The sequence below is a fragment of the Salinisphaera sp. S4-8 genome (assembly GCF_040361235.1).
Lineage (GTDB): Bacteria > Pseudomonadota > Gammaproteobacteria > Nevskiales > Salinisphaeraceae > Salinisphaera.
The window spans coordinates 121046-139240 of record NZ_APNF01000006.1; the positions used below are offsets into that span (position 1 = coordinate 121046).

At 62.6% G+C, this 18195-nt stretch carries 19 protein-coding genes; 4 read left to right on the forward strand and 15 right to left on the reverse strand.

The genetic code is table 11. From position 1 onward, the window contains the following. Positions 1-10: 10 nt before the first annotated feature. Positions 11-1756 carry a LysM peptidoglycan-binding domain-containing protein gene (locus tag S4A8_RS10840; protein ID WP_353220156.1) on the reverse strand — a complete coding sequence of 582 codons (1746 nt, stop codon included), beginning with the start codon at positions 1754-1756 and terminating at the stop codon, positions 11-13. Then, on the reverse strand, positions 1746-2522 hold the full coding sequence (gene gloB / locus S4A8_RS10845; RefSeq protein ID WP_353220157.1) for a hydroxyacylglutathione hydrolase: 777 nt from the start codon (positions 2520-2522) through the stop codon (positions 1746-1748). The genes S4A8_RS10840 and gloB overlap by 11 nt, the downstream gene beginning before the upstream one ends. Before the next feature lie 35 nt (positions 2523-2557). Here gloB and S4A8_RS10850 point away from each other — a divergent pair, with 35 nt between their 5' ends. Genes S4A8_RS10850 through dnaQ form a run of 3 tightly spaced genes read left to right on the forward strand, consistent with a single transcriptional unit; the run spans position 2558 to position 4504 of the window. Then, complete coding sequence (locus S4A8_RS10850) at positions 2558-3307, forward strand: class I SAM-dependent methyltransferase (RefSeq protein ID WP_353220158.1); 750 nt, start codon at positions 2558-2560, stop codon at positions 3305-3307. Further along, positions 3304-3744, forward strand: coding sequence for a ribonuclease HI (gene rnhA / locus S4A8_RS10855; RefSeq protein WP_353220159.1), 441 nt, complete (start codon positions 3304-3306; stop codon positions 3742-3744). Before S4A8_RS10850 ends, rnhA begins: the two co-directional genes overlap by 4 nt. Positions 3745-3778: 34 nt before the next feature. Continuing rightward, positions 3779-4504, forward strand: coding sequence for a DNA polymerase III subunit epsilon (gene dnaQ / locus S4A8_RS10860; RefSeq protein WP_353220160.1), 726 nt, complete (start codon positions 3779-3781; stop codon positions 4502-4504). Between the two features lie 778 nt (positions 4505-5282). Here the strand turns inward: dnaQ and S4A8_RS10865 are convergent. From S4A8_RS10865 to S4A8_RS10925, 13 genes are all read right to left on the reverse strand, one after another. Further along, positions 5283-6977 (reverse strand): Na(+)/H(+) antiporter subunit D, encoded by a 1695-nt coding sequence (locus S4A8_RS10865; RefSeq protein ID WP_353176014.1) that lies wholly within the window; start codon positions 6975-6977, stop codon positions 5283-5285. A gap of 1 nt (position 6978) precedes the next feature. Next, positions 6979-7242, reverse strand: coding sequence for a hypothetical protein (locus S4A8_RS10870; RefSeq protein ID WP_353176012.1), 264 nt, complete (start codon positions 7240-7242; stop codon positions 6979-6981). 20 nt (positions 7243-7262) lie between these two features. Further along, entirely contained in the window at positions 7263-8720 is a 1458-nt protein-coding gene (locus S4A8_RS10875; RefSeq protein WP_353220161.1) for a monovalent cation/H+ antiporter subunit D family protein, read from the reverse strand. Next, positions 8717-10183, reverse strand: a complete 1467-nt coding sequence (locus tag S4A8_RS10880; protein WP_502950734.1) for a monovalent cation/H+ antiporter subunit D family protein — start codon at positions 10181-10183, stop codon at positions 8717-8719. Before S4A8_RS10880 ends, S4A8_RS10875 begins: the two co-directional genes overlap by 4 nt. Positions 10184-10203: 20 nt before the next feature. Continuing rightward, entirely contained in the window at positions 10204-10716 is a 513-nt protein-coding gene (locus S4A8_RS10885) for a cation:proton antiporter subunit C (protein WP_353176006.1), read from the reverse strand. Continuing rightward, positions 10713-11165, reverse strand: a complete 453-nt coding sequence (locus tag S4A8_RS10890; protein WP_353176004.1) for a Na(+)/H(+) antiporter subunit B — start codon at positions 11163-11165, stop codon at positions 10713-10715. The genes S4A8_RS10885 and S4A8_RS10890 overlap by 4 nt, the downstream gene beginning before the upstream one ends. Continuing rightward, positions 11165-11731 (reverse strand): DUF4040 domain-containing protein, encoded by a 567-nt coding sequence (locus S4A8_RS10895; RefSeq protein WP_353176002.1) that lies wholly within the window; start codon positions 11729-11731, stop codon positions 11165-11167. Before S4A8_RS10895 ends, S4A8_RS10890 begins: the two co-directional genes overlap by 1 nt. A 169-nt stretch (positions 11732-11900) precedes the next feature. Further along, entirely contained in the window at positions 11901-12215 is a 315-nt protein-coding gene (gene mnhG / locus S4A8_RS10900) for a monovalent cation/H(+) antiporter subunit G (RefSeq protein WP_353176001.1), read from the reverse strand. A 39-nt stretch (positions 12216-12254) separates the two neighbouring features. Next, a complete protein-coding gene (locus tag S4A8_RS10905; protein ID WP_353176000.1) occupies positions 12255-12545 on the reverse strand; it encodes an MrpF/PhaF family protein in 291 nt (96 codons plus the stop codon). Next, complete coding sequence (locus tag S4A8_RS10910; RefSeq protein ID WP_353220163.1) at positions 12542-13048, reverse strand: Na+/H+ antiporter subunit E; 507 nt, start codon at positions 13046-13048, stop codon at positions 12542-12544. Before S4A8_RS10910 ends, S4A8_RS10905 begins: the two co-directional genes overlap by 4 nt. Before the next feature lie 55 nt (positions 13049-13103). Next, complete coding sequence (locus S4A8_RS10915; protein ID WP_353175997.1) at positions 13104-13844, reverse strand: TVP38/TMEM64 family protein; 741 nt, start codon at positions 13842-13844, stop codon at positions 13104-13106. Next, positions 13841-14815 (reverse strand): metalloregulator ArsR/SmtB family transcription factor, encoded by a 975-nt coding sequence (locus S4A8_RS10920; RefSeq protein WP_353220164.1) that lies wholly within the window; start codon positions 14813-14815, stop codon positions 13841-13843. Before S4A8_RS10920 ends, S4A8_RS10915 begins: the two co-directional genes overlap by 4 nt. 87 nt (positions 14816-14902) lie before the next feature. Then, positions 14903-15790 (reverse strand): phasin family protein, encoded by an 888-nt coding sequence (locus S4A8_RS10925; RefSeq protein ID WP_353220165.1) that lies wholly within the window; start codon positions 15788-15790, stop codon positions 14903-14905. A 237-nt stretch (positions 15791-16027) separates the two neighbouring features. Between S4A8_RS10925 and fadB the strand changes: the two genes are divergently transcribed. Then, on the forward strand, positions 16028-18178 hold the full coding sequence (gene fadB / locus S4A8_RS10930; protein WP_353220166.1) for a fatty acid oxidation complex subunit alpha FadB: 2151 nt from the start codon (positions 16028-16030) through the stop codon (positions 18176-18178). Positions 18179-18195: the final 17 nt, after the last annotated feature.

Below are 18195 nucleotides of genomic sequence, written 5' to 3' on the forward strand. Positions count from 1 at the left end.
ACGGGCTGGTTCAACTCGAAGACACCGGCTGCAGCCGCAGTCGCTGTCCTGGTCGAATGGTGCTCCCGGACGACATATCGTTCAAGCTGCGCAGGGTTGCTACCTGCATCGAAAAACGGGCTGCGATCGACCACAGCGAATCGCCGGTCTCGACCTCGTAGAAATCGGGTAGCGGCGCGGGGCCGTCAATCGCGATTGACTGACCCGGCTGTAGCCGCGTGTTGGGCTCGAGCCGGTTCCAGCGTCGCAGATCGGCGATGGTCACATCGTTGGCACGGGCGATATCCCAAAGCGAGTCGCCACGGCGCACGAGGTGCGTGCTCGGCTCCGGCGGGCTCGCCGAGCCGGGAATCGTGAGCGTCTGGCCGGGGCGCAGATTGGTGCGCACACCGGGGTTGTTACGGCGCATGGCAGCCACGTCGACGTTGTAGCGCTGTGCGATCTCCCAGAGCGAGTCGCCGTTCTGGACCACGTAGGTCTGGGCGGGTTCTGCCACGGGCGTAGGTTCGCCGGGCGCGCCGGTCCGCGGGATGGTGAGTTTCTGGCCAATACGAATGCGATCGCTACGTAGCCCATTGGCCTGGCGCAGCGCCGCTACGCTCATATGATATTTCGCTGCGATCGTGCCGAGCACGTCGCCACGACGCACGGTATAGCTGTTCGTACTGCGCTGCACGAGCATGCCGGGCGTGGCGTTGGCCAGCGCCCGTTTGAACGCATCGGCCTTGCCGGCGGGCACGAGCAGGCGGGAGCCTTTGCCCGGCGCGCTCGCCCAGCGCTGCAACGCCGGATTGAGCCGGCGCAGATCCGGTTCCGACATGTCGAGCATGCGCGCGGCGACCGCGATTTCGGTCTGGCTGGGCAGCTCGACCGCGCGGGTACGCGGGGTATTGTCCAACAGCGGCCAGTCGAAGCCGAACCGCTCGGGCGCGAACATAATCCGGCGCAGTGCGAGCAGCTTGGGTACGTATTCCGTGGTTTCCAGCGGCAGCTCAAGATCCCAGTAGGTGGCATCCGGGTCTTCACGCTGGGCACGGGCCAGCGCGGCATCCACGCGACCGGGCCCGGCATTGTAGGCAGCCAGCGCCAGCAGCCAGTCGCCGCCATAGCGTTTGTGCAGGTCGTCGAGATACGACAGTGCCGCGTCGGTGGAGGCGATTACGTCGTTACGCGCGTCGTACCACCAGTCGCGCGACAGGCCCATATGGTCGGCGGTGCCGGGCATGAACTGCCACAGCCCGCTCGCGCCCATATACGAGCGCGCCGCCGGATCGTAGCCGCTCTCCACGATCGGCAGCAGCGCGAGCTCGGTGGGCATGCCACGCTCGTCGATACGCTGGACGATATGCCAGAGAAACGGCCGCGCGCGATCCAGCGATGCCTGGAGATGACGCTGATGGGTCGCATACTGCTGGGTCCAGCGGCGTACGCGACGACGCTTGCCATTACCGTCGAGTTCGAAGCCGTTGCGAATCTGCGACCACAGATCGGTTTGCGGGTCGGGCCAGTCGGCGGCATTCGCGCCGGCCAGTTCGAGATCGTCTTCGGCGTCCTCATCGATGTCGTCGTCGACCTGCACATCGTCGGCCGCCGAGCTCACTGCGGGCGCCGTATCCGCCGGGCTCGGGGCAGGATTGGCCGTCGGCGTGGGCGCGGGCTTGGTCGGCGGCGCCGGCACCTGCGTCGCACAGCCGCTCGAGAGCAGGGCGGTCGCGGCGATTAGCGCGGCAAGCGCGCCACTCGCCTTAAGAGGCATTCTTCCATTCACGCAAGACGGCAAAAATTTCGCCCGCATCGGCCAACGATCGACCGGCGCGGCGCTCGGCGGCCGCGATCACCTCGGGTTGGTCCCAACGCAGAAACGGATTGATTTCGCGTTCCTCGGCCAGTGTGCCGGGCAGTGTCGGCTGGCCGTTGGCCCGGAGCTGGTCGACTTCGCGAATGACCGTCGCGATCGTCTGGCTATCGGGTTCCACAGTCTGTGCAAACGCGAGATTCTTCTGCGTGTATTCATGCCCGCCGTAGACTTCGGTCGCCTCCGGCAGGTCACGCAGGCGCGCCAGCGAAGCCTGCATCTGTGCGTGTGTGCCTTCGAACACGCGTCCACAGCCGCCGCGAAAGAGGGCGTCGCCGGCGAGCAGCACGCCGGGGCTGACGTAGGCAATATGCCCGAGCGTATGGCCGGGCACGTCGATTACGTCGAAATCCACACCCAGAAATTCCAGATGAAACCGATCGCCGCCAGCCAGTGCATCGGTGATCTGCGCAATGCGATCCGCTTCGGCGCGCGGGCCGTATACGGGCGCGGGATGTTCAGCGAGCAGCGCATCCAGACCGCCGACATGATCGCCGTGATGGTGGGTAATCAGATAGGCGCCCACGGCAAGTCCATGTTCCGCCACGTATTGCTGCACGGGCGCTGCTTCGCCCGGGTCGACGATGGCGACGGTATCCTGGCCCGGGTTTTTTACGACCCAGATATAATTGTCGGACAGAGCCGGAAGTGCTGTGATCTCGAGCATCTGCGAATGTTGCCAACCGCCTGAGGCAAAATCAATTGTTTCGATTCCTGCCTGGCAAGTACACCGATTGCGCCGAGTGGCTGAGTTCGGCGCGGGCACGGTTGTTCGTACAGTACGAACGTCGCGTGCTCGACCAGCTGCTGCCACAGTTGACCGGCTATCGATGCGTTCAGATCGGCCAGTGGGGGCACGATCGTTCGCTGCTGGGCAGCACGAGCACCCTGTGCCAGTGGCAGCTGGGTTATGGCAAGACGCGCACGGCCGATGTGCGCTTCGATGGGCGTCATCTGCCGTTGGCGACAGCCAGCGTCGACGCGCTGATTCTGACCCACGCACTCGAACAGGTCGCCGAGCCCCATGCGCTGTTGCGCGAATGTGCGCGCGTGCTCAATGCGCGCGGCCAGGTCGTGATTCTGGCGTTCAACCCGCTGTCGCTCTGGGCGTTGCGCCAGAGCCTGCCCATGCGCCGCACCCCGGCCTTTCGGCCGTGTTCGGCGCCGCCAAGCGCGTCGCGCCTGTACGACTGGTTGCGTCTGCTGGAATTCGAACCCGAACGACTGATTCGTTACGGGCTGGGGTTTCCATTCTTCGGCGGCTATCACCGCGTCGGCGAGGACCGTCGTAGCGCGCGCACGATCGCCTGGTGCGCGCAGGCGTATGGCCTGGCGGCGCGGCGTCAGGTCGCCCCGCGTACGCCCATTCGCAAAGCCCTGCCGGGCGCGCGTAAACCCGCAGCCGTGGGTTTGGCGCACCGGGCATCGCATCGCGTAAGATGCCGCCGATGAGCGAACCCGTAGTGATCTATACCGATGGTGCCTGCCGTGGCAATCCCGGCCCCGGCGGCTGGGGCGCGCTGCTGCGCTTTGGCGACAAGACGCGCGAGCTATGCGGCGGCGAATCCAATACGACGAACAATCGTATGGAGCTGACGGCGGCCATCGAGGCGCTGAATGCGCTCAAGCGCAGCTGCCGTGTCGAGCTGCATACCGACTCCAATTACGTGCGCCAGGGCATTACCAGCTGGATGCACAACTGGAAACGCAACGGCTGGAAAACGGCCGCCAAAAAGCCGGTCAAGAACGACGACCTCTGGCGCGCGCTGGATGAAGCCACCCAGCGGCACGAGATCGAATGGCACTGGGTCAAGGGGCATAGCGGCGATCCGGGCAACGAAGCAGCGGATGCGCTGGCCAATCGCGGTATCGACGAGATGGGTCGTTAACCACGCAACCGGTACGGGAAGTGACGAGATAAGCATGCGACAGATTGTTCTGGATACCGAAACCACGGGCCTGGAACCCGCCCAGGGGCATCGTATTATCGAAGTCGGCTGTGTGGAGCTGGCCAACCGGCGTCTGACCGGCAACGATCTGCATCTGTATATCCACCCGGATCGCGAGATCGATCAGGGCGCGATCGATGTCCACGGCATCACCCTGGAGTTTCTCGAGGACAAGCCGCGCTTCGCCGAAATCGCGCAGACCCTGGCCGAGTATCTGGAAGGCGCGGAACTGATCATTCACAACGCGCCGTTCGATCTGGGCTTTCTCAATCACGAGTTCGCGCTCGTCGACCCGGCGCATCAGCCGCTGGAATCGCGTCAGGCCGTGATCGATACGCTGGTCGAGGCGCGCCAGCTCTATCCCGGCCAACGCAACAGCCTGGACGCGCTGTGCAAGCGCTTTGAAATCGACAACTCCAATCGCGAGCTGCATGGCGCCTTGCTTGACGCCCAGCTGCTCGGCGATGTCTACCTGGCCATGACCGGTGGTCAGATCGATATCGGCCTGGCCGGCGAAGACACCGAAGAAAGCGGCGCGCTCGCCACCGCCGGGCTCGCCGATCATCTTGCCCGTGCCGGTCGGCGTCCGCGCGTAACCCGTGCCAGCGATGCCGAACGCAGCGCCCACGATCAGTATCTGGAGATGCTGGCCAAGGCCAGTGGCGATCGCTGTCTGTGGCGTAGCCTGGACGAAGCGTAGGCGCCGGCCCGAAGCTGCGCACCGAGCCCATCGCCAGACGACACGACAGCGAGCGTCCGCGATTGCCTGTGTTCGATCCGCGTAATCTGCGGATAAATAACTTCTCGATTAAGTATGAAACGCAGCGGCCCGTCTCGAGCAGGCAGGGTGTCTGCAAATGAACGCGAAGATACGCGAATAAGACGGACGTCAGATTGTTCGAGGACCGTTGCTCTGATGTTCGCGCCGCATGCTAAAGACAGTCCGCAGACGCACCACCACGCGTGCGGATTTCGGCAAACAACCGTGTGATCGCTTCGTTCTTCAAGAAGAACCGCAGATTTCGCAGATTACACCGATGAACATGCGCGTGGCTCATGCGTTACACGACAGCGATTGCTTGTCTTGGATCTGCGTGATCTGTGTCGATCTGCGGACGCTGCCTTACCGCGACTGCCGCCAAAGCCAAGGCGCCAATACCGTCGATTGCTCGCCCCGGCCGAATCAATAAATCGGCGTAATCGGCGTAATCTGCGGATAAATAACTTTCCGATCAATAATCGCGCGTTTGATGGCTTCGTTCTTTAACAGGAGCCGCAGATCACACAGATGAACTAGCGCGTGGCCCTTGCGCCAGGCGGCAGCGAACGCCCGCGATAGCCTGTCTTCGATTTGGGTGATCTGCGCGCCTTTCCTGCCGGCGAGTTTTCCGGTTGAAAGCGGGCATGGCGGGACGTGTTCCCTCGCCTGAGCGGCTGCGTTGAAAACAGCGGATCAGGTCCGCTGTTTTGACGCCGGATCAGTAATAGAGCATCAGATAGACCACCAACAGCAGCGCGACCCAGAGCACCATCCAACCGGTGCTCCAGGTACGCGACATCACCCCGCGTGCGTCATAGCGCAGGCGCAGCCGGCCCATGCCCCGTTCGGCCAGCTGGTTCATGCCACCGCCGAATTTGGCTACCACCGCGTGATAGACACGTTCGGCCGCGTAGCCAAAGCGGGGCAGTAGCATGCGATAGACCCAGTCGGTATCCAGATGTACGGCGCGTTTCGGGCGCGGGTAGAGGCCCGCGCGCCAGGCCAGCCAGAAAGCCAGCGCGGAAAACGCCAACAGCTGCAGCTGACTGACGATATGGCTGGCCGTGTACGGGTTGTAATCGACCGGATAAGGCAGAATCGAATACAACAGCGAGGGCATGAGCCCGAGCGCGATACAGGCCAGCGCGGTCAGCCCCATCGCGAGTTGCATGTTGCGCGGTGCCTCGTCGCACTCGATCTGGTCGTTGGGCGCGAAGAAGGCGAAATACGGAATCTTGATGCCGACATACAGCAGCGCGCCGGCCGAGGCAGCGGTGAGCGTGATCCAGGTGCCGGCCCAGTGTTCGTGTGCGACCGCAGCCAGAATCAGGGATTTGCTCACGAAGCCGGCCATCAGCGGGAATGCGCTGATCGATGCCGCACCGATCACGCAGAAGGCCGCCGTCCAGGGCATCTGACGCGCCAGCCCGCCGAGTTCGGTCGCGCGCACATGGCCGGTCTGGCGCAGCACGGCGCCGATGGCCATGAACAGCAGTGCCTTGTAGAGGATATGGGTCACCGCGTGGGCTGCCGCGCCATTGATCGCCAGCTCCGTGCCGATGCCGACAGCCACGACCATGAAACCCAGCTGTACGTTCAGGCTGTAGGACAGCACCCGGCGCAGGTCGTTGGCGAGCATGGCATAGACGATCGGAAAGATCGTCATCACCGCCCCAATGGGGATCAGCAGATCCGTGCCGGCATAGCCGCGGGCCAGCGCATAGATCGCCATTTTGGTGGTAAACGCCGACAGCACCACCGTGCCGGTCGCACTCGCCGAGGGATAGGCGTCCTGCAGCCAGTTATGCAGCAAGGGGAATGCAGCCTTGATCCCGAACGCGAGCAGAATCAGCCAGCTGCCCGGTGCATCCAGGCCCAGATGACCAAAGGCGAGATCGCCGGTGGCATGAATATAGATCGCCGCGCCGCCCATCAGGAACAGCCCCGAGCCGATCTGCACGAGCAGATAACGCCGCGCCACGATCATGGCATCGCGCAGCCCGCGAATGACCAGCAACAACGCCGAGGCGATGGCCGTGACTTCCCAGAACATGAACAGCGTGACCAGATCGCCGGCGAGTACCGCGCCCAATGCCGACCCGGCATAGACCAGCGCGGCCGCGGGCTCCAGGCGGCTGTGCGTATGCACCATGTACAGCCCGGACAGAAACGCGGCGACGTTGAAGATCACGCCGAAGGTAAAGGCCAGACCGTCCACCCGTAGCGGGGTGAGCGTGTAGTCGAGCAACGCCATGGAGGTGGTCGTGCCCAGCGGAATCTGCCACAGCCAGATCAGGCTTGCCGCGGGCGCGCCCAGCAGCACGGCCATACGCAAACGATAGGGCAGTATCGGGATCACGCAGCCGGCGATGATCAGCAGCATCCCCGGGTTGTTCAGCCAGACGGGCAACATGTCAGGTGCGGTGCTCGTAGTAGTCTTCGGGCCGAATGATGATTTTGCGCAGCACGATCGCGGCCAGCACCAGTACACAACCGGTTACAAACGCCAGCAGCGCATGAAAGCCCGGCAGCTCCGCGAAACCGAATTCGGCATGCGGGTGCATGAACAGACTGGGCACGAGTGTGAGGGCACACACGACATACAACACCCGTGCCCAGCGGGTGCGTGCCGGCGTACTGGGTCGGCGGTATTGCTGCGGGTTGCGTTCGATCAACATGTCAGACACACCTCATCGGGCTACGGCGCCCATGGCGCCAGTAGTTTGAGAAACGGCAGCGGGTAGAAGAACCACACGATACAGCCGGCCGCGGTAATCGATAGCGGAATCACGCAGGCCCAGGGCGCCTCATGCCAGTTGCGCGGTGTATCCGGGCGTGGATTGTGGAAGAACGCCCGGGTCGGGATTTCGAGCAGGTACACGATATTGAGCAGCGAACTCAGGGCCAGCACCAGAATGATTGCGGTATGCCCGGAGTCCGCTGCGCCCTCCATGAGATACCACTTGCTCCAGATGCCGCCCATCGGCGGAATCCCGATCAACGAAACGGAGGCGATGAAAAATGCCGAGAAGGTAATCGGCATCGCATAGCCGAGCCCGTCCAGTTCGCTCACGTACTTGCGATGGGTGGCGGTATAGATCGCGCCGGCACAGAAGAACAGGGTGATCTTGGCAAAGGCATGCATGGCGATATGCATGCCGCCGCCGAGAATACCCAGGCTCGAGGCCATGGTCGCACCCAGCACGATATAAGACAGCTGGCTGACCGTGGAATAAGCCAGACGCGCCTTGAGGTTATCGCGCGTCATTGCGATCAGCGATGCGCCCAGCACCGTGATCGCGGCGACCCACATCATCAGTTCGGATGCGCCGGTGTCGGCAAGAAACTGAACGCCAAAGACATACACCGTGAGCTTGAGCACGATGAAAACGCCGGCCTTGACCACGGCCACCGCGTGCAACAATGCGGAAACCGGGGTGGGCGCCACCATCGCTGCCGGCAGCCAGCGATGAAACGGCATGAGCGCGGCCTTGCCGGTGCCGTAGAGAAACAGGGCATAAAGCGCGCCGGCGCCGAGCACGCCGAGCCCGGCATCGCCGAACAGGCCGGCCTCATCGAAAGTGATACTGCCGGTGAGCAAATAGGTGATGATGATCGCCGGCAGGAAAAAGCCGATCGACGTCGTCAGCAGGATACCCAGATACACACGTCCACCGTTGCGGGATTCGACATCGCCGTGATGCGTAACCAGCGGATAGGTCGACAGCGTGAGCATCTCGTAGAAGATGAACAGCGTGAGCAGGTTGCCGGAAAAGGCGATGCCGATTGCGGCAGAGATGGCCAGGGCGAAGCACACGAAGAACCGGGTCTGGGCATGCTCTTCATTGCCGCGCATATAACCGGCGGCATAAACGGTGGTTACCGACCACAGCCCGGAGGCCACCAGCGCGAACAGCAGGCCCAGCGGTTCGAGCGTAAAGCTCAGGCCCACGCCGGGCAGAATTTCGAACAGCGTCAGTGACGGACGCGCGCCGGCGGTTACCGGTTCAACAAACAACGCGATGCCCGCGAACAGCGCGATGGCCGTGACGACACTGACGCTTTCGCGCAGGTTGGGCCAGCGCCCGGTCGCCGCGACGAGCAGGCTCATGAGCGCGGGAAATGCGACCAGCCAGGCGAGCCATTGGGCACTCATGCGCCGTCTCCCAGTACCGCGGCGGCTGCACGCTGGGCAGCGCCGATCAGCGGTGTCGCATACAGCCCGAGCACGATGTTGGCCAGCACCAGCGTCCAGGTCGCGCCCAGCATCATTACGGGCGCCTCGCCGACCGGCGGCTGACCCTCGGGACGTTCACGAAAATACAACGCTTCCACAACGCGACCGATATAGATCAGCGCCATGAGCGAACTCACCAGAATCGCGATCGCCAGCCAGTAGTGGCCTGGCGCCATGACCGCTTCCAGCAGCACCCATTTGCTGATGAAACCGCCGGTCGCCGGCACGCCGATCAGCGACAGCCCGGCCACCACGAACGCCGCCGAGGTGATCGGCATCTCACGCCCGAGACCGGCGATATCGTTGAGCGAGATCGTGCGCAGACGCCAGAACATCGCCCCGGCGGCCATGAACAGCGCGCCCTTGATCAGGCCATGGTTGACGATATGCACCACGGAAGCCGTCACGCCCTGCGGATTCGCCAGGGCAAAGCCCATCACGATATAGCCGATCTGGGCGATGCTCGACCAGGCCAGCAGGCGTTTGACGTCGGTCTGGAATATCGCCGCCATGGAGCCGGACAGCATCGCCGCTACCGACAGCACGATCAGCACTTCGCCCAGCGGCAGATGGCCGAAGGCATAGGCCGCACCGAAGACGGTAAAGAGGAACCGCATCAGCGCATAGAGCGCCACCTTGGTCGCGGTCGCGGCAATGAATGCACTCACGCTCGAGGGCGCATAGGTGTAGGCGTTGGGCAGCCACACATGCAGCGGAAAAAGCGCGAACTTCAGGCTGGCGCCGACCACGATAAAGGCCAGGCCCGCCTCGACGGTACGCGTATCGGCCACGGCCGGCAGGCGTGCGGCGATATCGGCCATATTCAGGCTGCCGGTCATCATGAACAGCAAGCCGATACCGATGAGCAGGAACGTCCCGCCGATCGTGCCCATGATCAGGTACTGAAACGCCGACAACAGTGCACGGCGCTTGCTGCCCATCGCGATCAGGCCGTAGGAAGACAGCGATGAGATTTCCAGGAACACGAACAGGTTGAAGGCATCGCCGGTGACCGTAATCCCCGCCAGCCCGCAAAAGCACAACAGCAGCGCGGCATAGAACAGGTAGGCGCGCTCCTTGGCGATCTCGGCCGCGACGCTGGCCTTGGCGTAGAGGCTGCTGATCGCCGCGATACCGGTGACCAGCAGCAGTACGACGGTATTGAGCGCATCCAGACGCAACTCGATACCGAAGGGCGGCGGCCAGCCGCCCATTTCATAGCTGATGGGGCCGCCGATCTTGACCTGAACGAACAACAGAAAGGCCAGACCGAAACAGATCCAACTGGCCAGGCAATACACGAACCAGGACGGGCCGGCACGATGCAGCAATACGCACAACGGCGCCGCCAGTAGCGGCACCACGATGACCAGCGCCGGCATTTGCGCGAAAAAGGCTTCGATCACGAACGCGCCTCCGTGTCGTCATCTTCTTCGCGGCCGTCATCGTGGTCCAGGTTTTCGCTTTCTCGTTCCTGGCGGGCCTCGGCGCGCGCGCTACGCTGGGCCTCTTCCTCGGTTTCTTCTTCCTGGGTTTCGAAGTCGGCCTCGAGCACGTCGTCTTCCTCGATACTGCCGTAGGCCTCGTTGATGCGCACCACCAGCGCCAGACCGAGGGCGGTCGTGGAGACGCCGACCACGATCGCGGTCAGGATCAGTACATGCGGCAGTGGATGGGCATAGAGCACCTCTTCGCTGCCTTCGCCGTGCATGAGGATGGGCGCGGTCGAACCGCTGATCTTGCCCATGCTGATATAGAACACGAACACCGCCGTCTGGAACAGGTTCAGGCCGATGAGTTTTTTCACCAGGTTGTCGTGCGAAATGACGGTATAGAACCCGATCATCATCAGCACGATCACGACCCAGTAGTTGAACAGGCCGAAGAAATTGTCGACGAAAGCGCCCAGATTCATTGCGAGCGTCCTTGCGTTGACTCGCTGTCGTTACGCCGACCGCGCCCGGCGAACACGTAGAAGATCGAAGTAATCGTCGATACCACGGTCAGGCCGACGCCGAATTCGACCAGTATCAGCCCGTAGTGCTGGCCATGAATCGCGTCGTGGGCGAGATAGTCGTAATCGAGAAAGTTGCCGCCCTTGAGCAGGGCATAGACGCCGGTGCCCGCAAAGATGAGTACCCCGAGCGCGCCGGTAATACGCAGCAGGTTGGGCGAAACCGCACGGCGTGCCTCGGCCAGACCGAAGATCAGCGCATACAGGATGATCGCCGCAGCAAATACGACACCCGCCTGAAAACCGCCGCCCGGACTGTAGTCGCCGTGGAACTGCACATACAGGGCGAACAGCAGGATGGGGGCGATCAACACCTTGGTGACGACCCGTAAAACGGTATGTTCACGCATCAGCGATCTCGCTTTTCAGGCTTGGCAGGACGCCGCCAGGCCACGCCAAGCAACATGAGTACGCCGATGCCGGCAGTGAACACCACCACCACCTCACCGAGCGTATCGTAGCCACGATAGCTACCTAGGACCGCGGTGACCGTATTGGGCACGTCGATTTCTTCGCTGACGGTTTCCAGATAGCGATCACGTAGCGGGTGATCCTGGACCGGCGTATGACGAGCGCCGAAATGCGGCATATCCAGGCTTGCATAAACCAGTACCGCGCCGGTGAGTACGGTCACGGCCAGACCGATGAGCGTGCGCGAACGCGGCACCGGTTTTTCCCGAGCCCGGGTCAGCCCGAAGGTGGCCAGAAACAATACCGTGGTCACGCCCGCGCCGACGGCGGCTTCGGTAAGCGCGACATCCACGGCATCGAGCAGGGTGAACAGGCTCGCCGAAAGCAGGCTGTAGAGGCCGGTAAGCATCGCCACCGGAAACAGATTACGCAGTCGCGCAATCGCCAGGCCGGTAATGGCCATGAAAGTCAGCAGAACGATGTTGAGTGCGATATCCGTGGTCACGGGGCAATCCTGTCGTCGGTGAACCGCGGCAATGCACGTCCGGCCAGGGTCTGCCAGCGTGATGACAGCCCAATGCTACACGACCGGCTGCCCGCTGCCAGAGTGCCTGGCCGTAGTAGGCCCGGCCGGGCATCGTGTCGCGCCCGACTGGTTCGAATCGCAGGCTGCATCAGCGCTCGTCGTAATCGACTTGCGGCTCGATATTGTCTTCGAGCGCGGCCCGGGCCAGGGCATGCGTGGCGGTTGGGCTCGTGATCAACAAAAACAGCATCACGAACACCAGCTTGGCGGTCACCAGCGTGAGCCCGGCCTGCAGCATGAGCCCGGCAAGCATCAGGATCATGCCGGCGGTATCGGTAATCGAGGCGGCATGCATGCGGGTATAGAAATCGGGCATGCGCAACATGCCGATACCGCCAATCACGCTGAACAGGGCCCCGCCGGCGAGCAGTATCCAGCTTGCCGTATCGATGAGTCCGTTCATCGCCAAACCTTCGCGCTCGCGCCGGCGGGCCGCTCGCGGCTACACATCGGGGCGCTCCTCGCTCGCCGCTTCCCAGCCCAGATCGCCGTATTGCATGAACTTGAGTACGGTCACGGTGCCGATGAAATTGATCAGCGCGTAGATCAGCCCGAGATCGAGAAATTCCGGCCGGCCGTTGAGAAAGCCCAGCACGGCCACGAACAACACGGTCTTGGTACCGAACAGATTGATGGCGAGAATACGGTCGTAGACGGTCGGCCCGAGCAGGGCACGTACCAGAATGAGCAGCATGGTCACCACGATGGCGATGATGGCAACAAGAAACATCATGGCTGTTTCGCCTTGTTCTTCGGGCTTGCGAAGGGCCGTTCCAGTGCGCGCACGCGCTTATCCATGTCGCCGCCTTCCATATCCTGGGCATTCTCGCGCGTGATCGCATGCACGATGGCATCGCCGCGGCGTAGCGCCACGGTAACCGTGCCCGGCGTCAGGGTGATCGAGTTCGCAAATACCACCTGCCCGAGTTCTGTGGCCTGAGCGGCCCGAATTCGTACGATGGTGGGCGAAATGCGCCGGCCGGGCAGCACGATGCGCTTGGCTACGTCCCAGTTCGATTTGGCGATTTCGCTGCCGAGCCAGAGGGCATAGCCCGGCAGGCGGGGGAGCATGTGCAAGGGCACGCTTTCGCTGTCGATGATGCCCATGCGATGGCATACGTAGGCACAGAACAGACAGGAAAATGCGCCCAGACCCAACAGCAAGGGCGAGTAATGGCCCGACAGGAGCAGCCATAGGGTGGCAGCGCCGATGATCAGCCCGAGCAGATAACGCACGCGGTCCCCGAAAACGATCGATTACCCCAGAGGCTACAAAGCGCGTATGCCCGCGTCAATCGGAATCGGCTTGCGCGTTGCGCTCGGCCCGGGCGGCCAGGGTCTTGCGGCGGCGGTGGGCAAGAAAGGCGATTATGCCGCTGGCCACCAGCAGGCCCGCAGAGATCATCAGCTGTTCGGCGTCGATCAGCTGCTCGGGCGAGAACTCCTGCTTGGACAGCAGATCAGGCAGGTTCACGGTGGCGCCGAAGCTCACGAACGTAATCATCGGCGGCAGCATGCCCACGACACTGGCCAGCGCGTACGGCACCCACGGTACCCGCAGCAGCCCGCAGGCATAGTTGACCAGATCAAACGGCAGAAACGAGGCCCGCAGCACCACGGTGGTCGGAAACGCCTGTTCGACCAGTAAGCGGCGAAACGCGGCGATACGCGGGTTCTTGTCGTCATTGGCATGGGCTTCGCTGCGAAAGAAGCGTGCCATGAAATAGGCGATATTCGCCGACAGGTTCTCGCCGATCAGGGCATAGACCAGCCCCGGGCCGAAGCCGAACAGGCTACCCGCGGCGATGGTCAGCCACATGGCCGGGAAGAAGGTCAGCGAGCGCAGCCCGTAGATGATGATATAGACCAGCGGTGCCAGCGGATTGTCGACCACGTACTCGTAGACCAGGCGCATGATCTCGCGAATCGACAGGCCCTGAACATAGACCCAGATCAGCGCCGCGGCGAGCAGCGAACCCCAGATGGCGCCAGCGATCAGGCGCGACAGGCGACGCGAGGATTGTTCGGTCATAGCTTGCTCGCACTCGCGGTGATCACACGGAAATAAGGCGGCTGCGGTTCGCGGGCGCGCTCGGCACAGTCATGCACCTGAAGGCCTGCGTCTTCCAGCCAATCGCTGAGCTGGCCCACCTCGAAACCCAGATTGACATGGTCGTACGCTGCGACCGTCGACGCGTGTTCGTGGCGGCCGATGGTCGCCAGCGTCAGGCGCCCGCCGCGGCGCAGTACACGGGCCGCTTCATTCAGAGCGGTCGGCGGGTCTTCGCTATAGCTTAACGCGTGCAGCAAAAAGGCCTGATCGAAGCTGGCCTCATTGAAAGGCAGGGCATGCATGTCGCCGATACGAAAGCCGACATTGCCGCGCTGACTCAGCCGCGAACGCGCGGCCTCGATGACCGCTGCGCTGCGGTCGATACAGGTGACATGGCGGGCACGCCGGCACAGCAGTTCGGCGAGTACGCCGTCGCCCGAGGCGATATCGATGACATCGCCCAGGTCGAGCAGTTCGATGAGGGCACGGCTCATCGCTTCCCAGGTTCGCCCGGGCGAATACTGGCGCTCCATGCTGCCGGCGACCGATTCCACCCAACTGCTGCGGGCGCTGCGCTGGCGTACGATCGCCGCGGCATGTTCTCGATCACGATGCACGACGGCGTCATCGAGCGTATCGAGCAATGCGCCCCACAATGGGCGGATATCGTGATGCCAGCGCTTGACGTCCACGCTATAGAAGCGGGCGTTGGCGACGGCACGATCCTGAACCAGTTCGGCTTCGCGCAGGCGTGCGAGATGGCTGGACACCCGGCTCTGGGTGAGCTGGGTGACGTTGGTGAGTTCGGCTACCGTCATCGGCTGGTCGATCAGCAACAGCAGCAGCCGCAGCCGCGTGGGCTCCGCGAGCAGGCGCAGCAGCTGTGTACTGTCGGCGAGATCGAGCATGCGCAACGAACCGAATAGAAAAACGCTAGGATCGGCGCTCACCAGAATGCCGTCGAGCGGGCGATTCGCGCAGCGCCAATAAAAAAGGCCGCCCCGTAGAGCGGCCCGGCGGGCGACAGGATACCCGATTCAGCTCGAGGTCGAACTGTTCGTGCTGCTGTCGTTGTTCGTGCTCGTGGACGTATCGGTGCCGCTGGAAGCGCTCGAGCTGCTGGTGTTCGCGCTGCCGGAACCGGAGCTGCCCGTGGATGACGAGGCACTACGGCGCTTGCGCGTGGTCGTGGATTTCTTCGCACCGCTCTTCGAGGTACTACCCGTCTTGCTCGCCGTGCTGCGTTTTTTGGCGGTCGACGAGGTGCCGGCGCTCGCGCGCTTGCTCGTGCTGGAACGGCTCTTGCTGGCGCTGGTCGTCGACTTGGTCGAACTGCTGCGTTTCTTGGCCGTGCTCTTTGCCTTGCTTGGCGCTGCACTTTCGGCCTTGGCGGCAGCATCCGCGGTTGCGGATTCGGCCTTGTCGGCCGCCGTACTCGTCTTGGCTTTGGCCGTGCTTGCCGCCTGACGGGTCTTGCGCTTGGCCTGACTCTTGGCCTGCGTCGCACGTTTTTTCGCCTGCGTGGCCTCGGTCTTGGCTTCGGCCTTGGTTTGCACTGCGGCGTCGTGCGCGATTTGTTCGCTGCCTTCCAGATTGCGGCGAATCTCGTCGTTGATCTTCGCGCGCGTGCTGTCGAGAATCGCCATGCTCTCGCGGGCGTTATTGAGAATCCGGTCGATGGTGTCCTGGATCAGCTGCAGCTGGGCGACAGCCAGTTCGCGTGGCGCGCCGCCCTTGCGCAATGTCTTCAGGCTCTTGATTGCCTGTTCGTAATGCGTCTTGATGGCGGCCAGCTCATGCTCGGCGAGTTGTTCGATACCGTCGTAGACCGCGCGATTGGCGGACGTGAACGCGCCGGTGTAGTTCTTGCGCAGTTTGTCGACATCCTTGCGCAGTTTGGTGATGCGGTTGTCGGATTTCGCCATGGCCTGAATTCGCCTTGCAGTAATGGGAAAACGTAGATAACCACGGCCCGTACAGTCTGTCAAAGACATTGCGCAATGTGACGAAAAGATTGCGGCGCCGGGGCGTCTGCGCTGGGAGCATCGCGTGCGAACGCATTGTGAGCCTATCGACAGTACGCTACCGTATTGGCCCGAGTTCCAAGCCCCGTAGGCAACCCGCGTACGGGTGAACGTTCATCATCAATGGAGTCAGCATCCATGCTTTATGAGGGATCAAAACTGTCGGTCGACGTGACCGATGGGATCGCCGTGCTGTGTTTCGACGCGCGCGAAGAATCGGTCAACAAGTTCGATCAGGCCACCATCAACGATCTCAACGAGGCCGCAAAGGCCTTGGCGCATGCCGATGACGTCAAGGGCCTGCTGGTCAAGTCGGCCAAGCCGGCGTTCATCGTGGGCGCCGACATCATGGAGTTCGGCGAGCGCTTCAAGGCCTCCGACGACGAGATGCGTGAATGGATGGCCGATGCCAATCGCATGTTCTCGACCATCGAGGATCTGGATTTTCCGAGTGTGACCGCCATCAACGGCATGGCGCTCGGCGGCGGCCTGGAAATGTGTTTGTCCACCGACTACCGGGTGATGGGCGAAAAGGCCCAGATCGGTTTTCCCGAAACCAAACTGGGTATCTATCCGGGTTTCGGCGGCACGGTTCGCACCCCGCGTCTGATCGGCGCCGATAACGCCATCGAATGGATTGCCGACGGCAACCCGCGCCGCGCCGACAAGGCGTTCAAGGCCGGCATGGTCGACGCCGTGGTCGCCGAGGATGAACTCGAAGCCGCGGCCCGTGACCTGCTCGATCGCGCCATCGCCGGCGAGTTCGACTGGAAGGCCCGCAAGGCCGAGAAGAAAGCGCCGCTCAAGCTCAACAAGACCGAAGCCGCGATGACGTTCCAGACGTCCAAGGGCTATGTCCTGGGCCAGACCAAGGGCCAGTACCCGGCGCCGATCGAGGCCATCGACCGTATGGCCAAGGCGGCCGGCATGGAGCGCGACGGCGCGATCAAGGAAGAAACCGAAGGTTTCATCAAGCTGGCCAAGACCAGCGAAGCCGCCGCGTTGATCCAGCTGTTCCTCAACGACCAGCTGATCAAGAAGAAAGGCAAGAAGTACGGCAAGATCGCGCACTCGATCGAGCAGGCCGCGGTACTCGGTGCCGGGATCATGGGCGGCGGTATCGCCTACCAGAGCGCCTACAAGGGCGTGCCGATCCTGATGAAGGACATCAAGGAAGAGGCTATCGACCAGGGCCTGGAAGAAGCGGCCAAGCATTTCTCCAAGGGCGTCGAACGCGGCAAGATGGATACTGCGAAGATGGCCGAAGGCATGTCGCGTATCCGGCCCACGCTCACCTACGGTGATTTCGGCAACGTCGACGCCGTGATCGAAGCGGTGGTCGAAAATCCGAAGATCAAGAAGAGCGTGCTGGCGGAGACGGAAGAAAAAGTATCGGAAAAGACGATACTTGCGTCCAATACTTCAAGTATTTCCATCGACACGCTGGCCGATGCGCTCAAGCGCCCCGAGAACTTCCTCGGCATGCATTTCTTCAACCCGGTGCACAAGATGCCGCTGGTGGAAGTCATCAAGGGCGAGAAGAGCTCGGAAGAGGCGATCGCCACGATCGTCGATTACGCGCATCGCCTGGGCAAGACCCCGATCGTGGTCAACGACTGCCCGGGCTTTCTGGTCAACCGCATCCTGTTCCCGTACTTCTTCGGCTTCCAGCAGCTGATCACCGACGGCGCTGATTTCGCCAAGATCGACAAGGTCATGGAGAAGTTCGGCTGGCCCATGGGCCCGGCCTATCTGTCCGACGTGGTCGGCATGGATACGTCGCAGCACGTCGAGGAAGTGCTGGCCGAAGGTTACCCGGATCGTATGACCAGCGAGGGCACGTCGTCGCTGGACGTCATGGTCGAAAACGACCGTCTGGGGCAGAAGAGTGGCGCCGGCTACTACAAGTACGAGAAGGACAAGAAAGGTCGTCCCAAGAAGACGCAGGACGACAAGGCCTACGAGCTGGTCGCCAGCGTGCAGAAGGACGGCCAGAAGGATTTCGACGCCGACGAGATCGTCGACCGCATGATGATCCCGATGATCATCGAAGCCGCACGCGCGCTCGAGGAAGGGATCGCCGAAACCCCGAACGAGGTCGATATGGGCCTGATCATGGGGCTGGGTTTCCCGCCGTTCCGCGGCGGCGCGCTCAAGTACGCCGATGCGCAGGGCCTGGCCACGGTCTGTGAGAAGGCCGATCAGTACAGCCACCTCGGCAAACTCTACGAGCCGACCGAGCGCATGCGTGAAATGGCCGCCAACGGCGAAACGTACTACGGACAGTAAGGCGTAAGGCTCAACCC

Coding starts and splice junctions, on each gene's coding strand:
- S4A8_RS10885 (WP_353176006.1), bottom strand. CDS start 10,716: ATGAATCTGGGCGCTTTCGTCGACAATTTCTTCGGCCTGTTCAACTAC.
- S4A8_RS10870 (WP_353176012.1), bottom strand. CDS start 7,242: ATGTTGATCGAACGCAACCCGCAGCAATACCGCCGACCCAGTACGCCG.
- S4A8_RS10865 (WP_353176014.1), bottom strand. CDS start 6,977: ATGTTGCCCGTCTGGCTGAACAACCCGGGGATGCTGCTGATCATCGCC.
- dnaQ (WP_353220160.1), top strand. CDS start 3,779: ATGCGACAGATTGTTCTGGATACCGAAACCACGGGCCTGGAACCCGCC.
- gloB (WP_353220157.1), bottom strand. CDS start 2,522: ATGCTCGAGATCACAGCACTTCCGGCTCTGTCCGACAATTATATCTGG.
- S4A8_RS10880 (WP_502950734.1), bottom strand. CDS start 10,183: ATGCCGGCGCTGGTCATCGTGGTGCCGCTACTGGCGGCGCCGTTGTGC.
- S4A8_RS10925 (WP_353220165.1), bottom strand. CDS start 15,790: ATGGCGAAATCCGACAACCGCATCACCAAACTGCGCAAGGATGTCGAC.
- S4A8_RS10905 (WP_353176000.1), bottom strand. CDS start 12,545: ATGATGTTTCTTGTTGCCATCATCGCCATCGTGGTGACCATGCTGCTC.
- mnhG (WP_353176001.1), bottom strand. CDS start 12,215: ATGAACGGACTCATCGATACGGCAAGCTGGATACTGCTCGCCGGCGGG.
- rnhA (WP_353220159.1), top strand. CDS start 3,304: ATGAGCGAACCCGTAGTGATCTATACCGATGGTGCCTGCCGTGGCAAT.
- S4A8_RS10890 (WP_353176004.1), bottom strand. CDS start 11,165: ATGCGTGAACATACCGTTTTACGGGTCGTCACCAAGGTGTTGATCGCC.
- S4A8_RS10840 (WP_353220156.1), bottom strand. CDS start 1,756: ATGCCTCTTAAGGCGAGTGGCGCGCTTGCCGCGCTAATCGCCGCGACC.
- S4A8_RS10875 (WP_353220161.1), bottom strand. CDS start 8,720: ATGAGTGCCCAATGGCTCGCCTGGCTGGTCGCATTTCCCGCGCTCATG.
- S4A8_RS10915 (WP_353175997.1), bottom strand. CDS start 13,844: ATGACCGAACAATCCTCGCGTCGCCTGTCGCGCCTGATCGCTGGCGCC.
- fadB (WP_353220166.1), top strand. CDS start 16,028: ATGCTTTATGAGGGATCAAAACTGTCGGTCGACGTGACCGATGGGATC.